This is a genomic window from Inquilinus sp., from assembly GCF_057815775.1.
The window spans coordinates 1-6,202 of the sequence record NZ_JBYRFX010000585.1; the positions used below are offsets into that span (position 1 = coordinate 1).

General features: G+C 67.9%; 3 protein-coding genes. 2 read left to right on the top strand and 1 reads right to left on the bottom strand.

Features of this window, described 5'->3' with window-relative positions; genetic code table 11:
• Together AC3XYG_RS20435 and ligA are read left to right on the top strand one after the other, a co-directional pair.
• The coding region (locus AC3XYG_RS20435) for a DNA repair protein RecN (RefSeq protein WP_489141708.1) at nucleotides 1-833 on the top strand (833 nt) is incomplete at its 5' end.
• Nucleotides 834-933: 100 nt separating this feature from the next.
• Nucleotides 934-3,078, top strand: a complete 2,145-nt coding sequence (gene ligA, locus AC3XYG_RS20440) for an NAD-dependent DNA ligase LigA (RefSeq protein WP_489141709.1) — start codon at nucleotides 934-936, stop codon at nucleotides 3,076-3,078.
• Between the two features lie 60 nt (nucleotides 3,079-3,138).
• Here ligA and AC3XYG_RS20445 read toward each other — a convergent pair.
• The coding region (locus AC3XYG_RS20445) for a M10 family metallopeptidase C-terminal domain-containing protein (protein WP_489141710.1) at nucleotides 3,139-6,202 on the bottom strand (3,064 nt) is incomplete at its 5' end.

Genomic DNA, 6,202 nt, shown 5'->3' on the forward strand with positions numbered 1-6,202 from the left:
TCGAGCGCTTTTCCGCCGATGTCGATCTCGATGCCGGCGAGCTGGAGCGGCTGGACGACCGGCTCTACGGCCTGCGGACGATGGCGCGCAAGCATGGGGTCGAACCCGCGGCGCTGCCCGACCTGCTGCGCGAATTCAGCGAAAGGCTGACGCTGGTCGAGGACCGGGCCGCGGTGCTCGCGCGTCTGGCCAGCGCGGCGGCCGAGGCCCGCACCGCCTATGTCAAGGCGGCCGAGGCGCTGTCCAAGGCCCGGGGCAAGGCGGCGTCGGAGCTGGATGCGGCGGTCAAGGCCGAGCTGCCGCCCTTGAAGATGGAGCGCGCCCGCTTCGTCACCGCGATCGACCGGCTGCCGGAGGGGGACTGGAATGCCGCCGGCCTCGACCGCGTCGCCTTCCTGGTCGCGGCCAACCCGGGCAGCCCCCCCGGCCCGATCGGCAAGATCGCCTCGGGTGGCGAACTCGCCCGCTTCATGCTGGCGATCAAGGTGGTGCTGGTGCATCACCGCGGCGCGCCCGGCGCCCTGCCGTCGATGATCTTCGACGAGGTCGATGCCGGCATCGGCGGCGCGGTGGCCGATGCGGTCGGCGAACGGCTGAAGCGGCTGGGCCAGCAGGTCCAGGTCCTGGTCGTGACCCACAGCCCGCAGGTGGCGGCCCGGGCCGACCATCATTGGCGGGTGCAGAAGGCCGAACGGTCCGGCACCGTCGTCACCGATGTCGTGCCGCTGGCGGTGGAAGAGCGGCGCGAGGAGATCGCGCGCATGCTATCCGGCGCGAGGATCACGGCGGAAGCGCGCGCGGCGGCGGACAGCCTGCTCGCCGACCGTTCCTGAATTTCATCGAATGTCGTGATGAATCGGGCGGCAGACGCTAGAATTTCCAGGTGATGCACAGATCCGCGTGATTCAGGGGAATTGCGCGAGAGGGGCGGGAATGACCGATCAGAACCTGCGCGGCCGGCCGGTCGACGCGCTGACGCCGGACGAGGCGTCGGCGGAATTGGCGGCGCTGGCCGCCGAGATCGCGGCGCATGATCTCGCCTATCACCAGCATGACGCGCCCACCATCTCCGACGGGGAATACGACGCGCTGCGCCGCCGCAATGCCGAGATCGAGGCGCAATACCCCGAGCTGATCCGGCCGGACAGCCCCTCGGCCAAGGTCGGGGCGACGCCGGGCGTGGGCTTCAAGAAGGTGCGCCACGCCATCCCGATGCTGTCGCTCGGCAATGCCTTCGCGCCGGAGGATGTGCACGACTTCCTGTCCTCGGTCCGCTCCTTCATCAAGGAGCTGCGCGACGACCCGGAGCGGGTGGTCGACATCATGGCCGAGCCGAAGATCGACGGGCTGTCCTGCTCGCTGCGCTACGAGAAGGGGCGGCTGGTCCAGGCCGCCACCCGCGGCGACGGCAGCGAGGGCGAGGACGTCACCGCCAATGTGAAGACCATCGACGACGTGCCGCAGCGGCTGAAGGGCACGGCGCCCGACGTGCTGGAGATCCGCGGCGAGGTCTATATGGACCGCAGCGATTTCGCCGCCCTGAACGCCCGCCGGGCCGAGGCGGGCGAGCCGATCTTCGCCAACCCGCGCAATGCCGCCGCCGGATCCCTGCGCCAGCTCGACCCTGCCATCACCAAATCCCGGCCGCTGCGCTTCTTCGGCTATGCCTGGGGCGAGGTGTCGGAGCCGCTGGGCAAGACCATCGAGGAGATCCGCAAGCGCATGGCGGCCTGGGGCTTCCGCCTGAACGAGCCCTCGCAGCTGTGCCACAACGCCGAGGAGCTGCTGGCCTATTACGACGGCATCGGCGCCCAGCGCTCCGGCCTGCCCTTCGACATCGACGGCGTGGTCTACAAGGTCGACCGGCTGGACTGGCAGGAACGGCTCGGCTTCGTCAGCCGGGCGCCGCGCTGGGCCATCGCCCACAAATTCCCGGCCGAACAGGCGCAGACCGTGCTGAAGGCGATCGACATCCAGGTCGGCCGTACCGGGTCGCTGACCCCGGTGGCCCGGCTGGAGCCGATCACGGTCGGCGGCGTCGTCGTCTCCAACGCCACGCTGCACAATGAGGATGAGATCCGGCGCAAGGATGTGCGCATCGGCGACACCGTGGTGGTGCAGCGCGCCGGCGACGTGATCCCGCAGATCGTGCGCGTGATCCTGGAACAGCGGCCGGCCGATGCGGTGGAATACGTCTTTCCCGACCATTGCCCGGAATGCGGCAGCCTGGCGGTGCGCGAGGAGGGCGGCGTGATCCGCCGCTGCACCGGCGGGCTGATCTGCCCGGCCCAGGCGGTGGAGCGGCTGCGCCACTTCGTGTCCCGCAACGCCTTCGACATCGAAGGTCTCGGCGACAAGCACATCCGCGCCTTCCACGCCGACGGCATGATCCGGACCCCGGGCGACATCTTCCGGCTCGAGACCCAGGACAAGGGCAGCCTGACGCCGCTGCGCGCGCGCGAAGGCTGGGGGCCGAAGAGCGCGCAGAAGCTGTTCGAGGCGATCGAGACGCGAAAGACCGTTCCGCTCGACCGCTTCATCTATGCGCTCGGCATCCGCCAGGTCGGCGAGGCGACGGCCAAGCTGCTGGCCCGCCACTACGGCAGCTTCGCTGTCTGGCGCGCCGGCATGGAGGCGGCGCAGGACCGCGAGAGCGAGGCCTGGCGCGACCTGATCGCGATCGACCAGATCGGCACCTCGGTGGCGGACGACCTGCTGGCCTTCATCGCGGAGGAGCACAACAAGGTCGTGCTCGACGACCTGGCGGTGCAGCTGACGATCGAGGATTTCGTGCGGCCCCGTGCAGTGGCCAGCGCCGTGGCCGGCAAGACCGTGGTCTTCACCGGCACGCTGGAGACGATGACCCGCCCCGAGGCCAAGGCCCGCGCCGAATCCCTCGGCGCCAAGGTCGCCGGCTCGGTCTCCAGCAAGACCGATTACCTCGTGGTCGGCGCCGACGCCGGCTCCAAGGCCGCCAAGGCGCGCGAACTGGGCGTCAACACCGTGACGGAGCAGGAGTGGCTGGATCTGATCGGTGGGGCGGGGGAGGCCGGGGCGCTGGAAAAGAACGAGGCCTGAGGGACATCATCCCCCAGGCCTCGCAAGTTACAGACCTTTCCTAGACGTCGTCAGCCAGGGTCACAGCGTGAAGTCGGCCGCCACGAGGGCGAGCGCGCCGTTGAGCTGGATCTGGAAGTCGTTGACGCCGTCACCGTTGACATCGCCTTCGACAAGGGTCTGGCCGAGGGTGACGAAGGCGCGCAACTGCCCCGCCGACCCGGTGAACGCGCTGGCTCCGATGAACGAGAAGGCCTGGTCGCCGGCCGCGACGCTGTTGGCGTCGATACCGGACAGGTCGATCCTGTCGCCTTGGGCGTGGCTGAAATCGGTGATGAGATCCCGATTTGCCCCGACCACGCTGGCGCCGGTCGTGGCGTAGACAAAGATGTCCGCCCCGGCGTTTCCGGTGAGTGTGTCCTTGCCGTTCAGGCCCTGCAGCACGTTGGCCACGGCGCTGCCGACCAGGGTGTCGGCGAGCTGGCTGCCGTTGATGTTCTCGATGCTGAGCAGGATGTCGCCCTGGGCATTGCCGCCGACACCGGTGCCGGCCGTCAGATTCACCGTCACCCCGGCAGCGCTTTCGGAGTAGCTGGCGGTGTCGGTGCCGGCCTCGCCGTTGAGCGTGTCGGCGCCGGCGGCGCCGCGCAGCAGGTCGTTGCCGTCCAGTCCACGCAGCACGTTGGCGCCGGCGTTGCCGGTCAGCGTGTCCGCGAGGTTCGTGCCGTTGAGGTTCTCGATGGCGATCAGGATGTCGCCTTGGGCGTTGCCGCCGGTGCCGGTCCCTGTTCCCAGATTCACCGTCACGCCGACGGTGCCTTCGGCGTAGCTGGCGGTGTCGACGCCGCCCTCGCCGTTCAGCGTGTCGGCGCCGGCGCCGCCACGCAGCAGATCATTGCCGTCGAGCCCACGCAGCACATTGGCGCCGGCATTGCCGAGCAGCGTGTCCGCGAAGCTGGTGCCGTTGACATTCTCGATGCCGGCCAGGGTATCGCCCTGGGCGTTGCCGCCCGTACCCGTGCCGGCCCCCAGATCCACGGTCACGCCGACGGTGCCCTCGGCGTAGCTGGCGATATCGGCGCCAGCCCCGCCGTTCAATACGTCGGCGCCGGCGCCGCCGCGCAGCAGGTCGTCGCCATCGCCGCCGAGTAGCGTATCGTTGCCGCCCAGGCCGTCCGCCGTGTCGTTTCCGGCCCCGAGGTCGAGAACGTTCTGTTCGCCGGAACCGGTGATGTTGTCGTTTTCGTCGGTCCCGATGGCGTTTTCGACGCTCGACAGCCAGATCTGCCCGTCCAGGAAGTTCAGATCGTAGAAGATGCCGTCCTGAAGGTTGATGTAAGCGGCGAAGCCAGTGAAGATCACGGTCGATGCATCGAAGGTGTCGATGCCGGCGCCGCCGAAGAAGGCCTCGCCGATGCCGCCGTTCCATCCCTGTTCGATGTAGAAGCGGTCGTTGCCGGCATCGCCGTAAACCTGATCGACGCCGGATCCACCGGTCAGTGTATCATTGCCGTCGCCACCCTGGATCAGATCGTTGCCGTCACCACCGCTGACGGCATCGTTCCCGGCGCCGCCTTGCAGGGTATCATTGCCGCCATTGCCATTGATCGCATTGGCCAGGCCATCGCCGGTGATCACATCGGCAAGCTGGGTGCCGTTGACATTCTCGACCCCGGTGATGGTGTAGGGTCCGCCGAAGGTCGGCGAAAAGTCGTAGCTCCCGCCGACGAGGTTCACGATCGATCCGTGCGTCGTGTTGTTGCTGAGATCGAGCAGGTCGATCCCGGCGCCGCCCGTGGTGTTGTCGCCGTATTCACCCTCGCGCACGTAGAAGGTGTCGTTGCCGTCGCCGCCATCGACGGTGTCGGCGGAGAAGCCGCCTTCGATCCAGTCGTTGCCGGCGCCACCGTTGAGCACGTCGACCCCTGAGTTTCCATACAGGGTGTCGTTGCCGTCCCCACCATTGACGGTATCGTTGCCGTTGACACCATCGAGGACGTCGTTGCCGGCATTGCCGTTCAGCGTGTTGTCGGCGTTGTTGCCATGGATCGTGTCGTTGCCGGTGCCGCCGTTGGCGTTCTCGATCAGGGACCGCGTGTCGCCGTTATACTGCAGAGCGTTGAAGATATTGCCGCGGGCATATCCGCCGTTCGGCCCGCCGCCGAGATAGGCGAGCTGCGCCGAGGAGAAGACGGAATAGCCGCCGGGCGTCAGGTCGATGGTCAGGTTGGTCGAATAGTTCGACAGATCGTAGGTGTCGACGCCGTTGCCGTCCCAGATGGTCGCGAAGATGCGGTTGCCGCCCGGGTCGATGGCGATAGTGCCGTTGACGAAGGTCTCGCCGGTCGTCGGGCTCCACGTATAGACCGTGTTGCCGCTGTTGGTGTTGAAGTTCGCGCCATACATGTATTGCAGGGCGGCGAGGTCGAGCATCATGAAGGTCTGGGGCGCCCCCCAGGTCTCGTAGTTGTAGCCGCTGGTGTCGTCGCCGATGAAGGTGCGGTACGTCATCACCGAGAATTCGATCGAGTCGACATTGCTCGGCAGGGCGCCGTAGACCCCGGTCTCCTGGCCGTGCTTCAGGCCCAGCGCATGGCCGAGCTCATGGATCACGGTGTGCCAGTCGTAGTTGCCGGCGGTGGGCAGGTCGCCGCTCGGCCCGAAGAAGGCGTCGCCGCCATAGACCTGGTTGGCCGGATAATAGGCGTAGGCCGTGCTGGGGTTGGTGGTGTTGACGACACGGATCGTGCCGGCCCCCGAACCGCTGCCGGCATAGTCGATGCCGAGATTGGTGAAGCCTTCGACGCCGAAGCCGGCGGCGCCCAGGGGCTGCGTGAAGATCGCGGAGTTGAGGGCGAAGTGGACGGCGATCATCTGCTGCGCCGTCATCTGCCCGAAGCCGCTGAACGCCTCCGGATGGCCGGCCTGGTAATCCGAGACCGCATCCGGATCGCTGTAGGTGATGAAGCCGTCGGCCCAACGGACGCCGGCCAGGATGCCGTCGATGTTCTGGTTGCCGGACGCGGCCACCGCCGCGGTGGTGTCGGCCGAGCCGTTCTCCTCCGGCCGCGGTGCACCCGAAACAGTGTCCGAAGCGGGAGCGTGGACCACGAACCCGTCGGACCGGTCGCCGATGGCGTTCGCC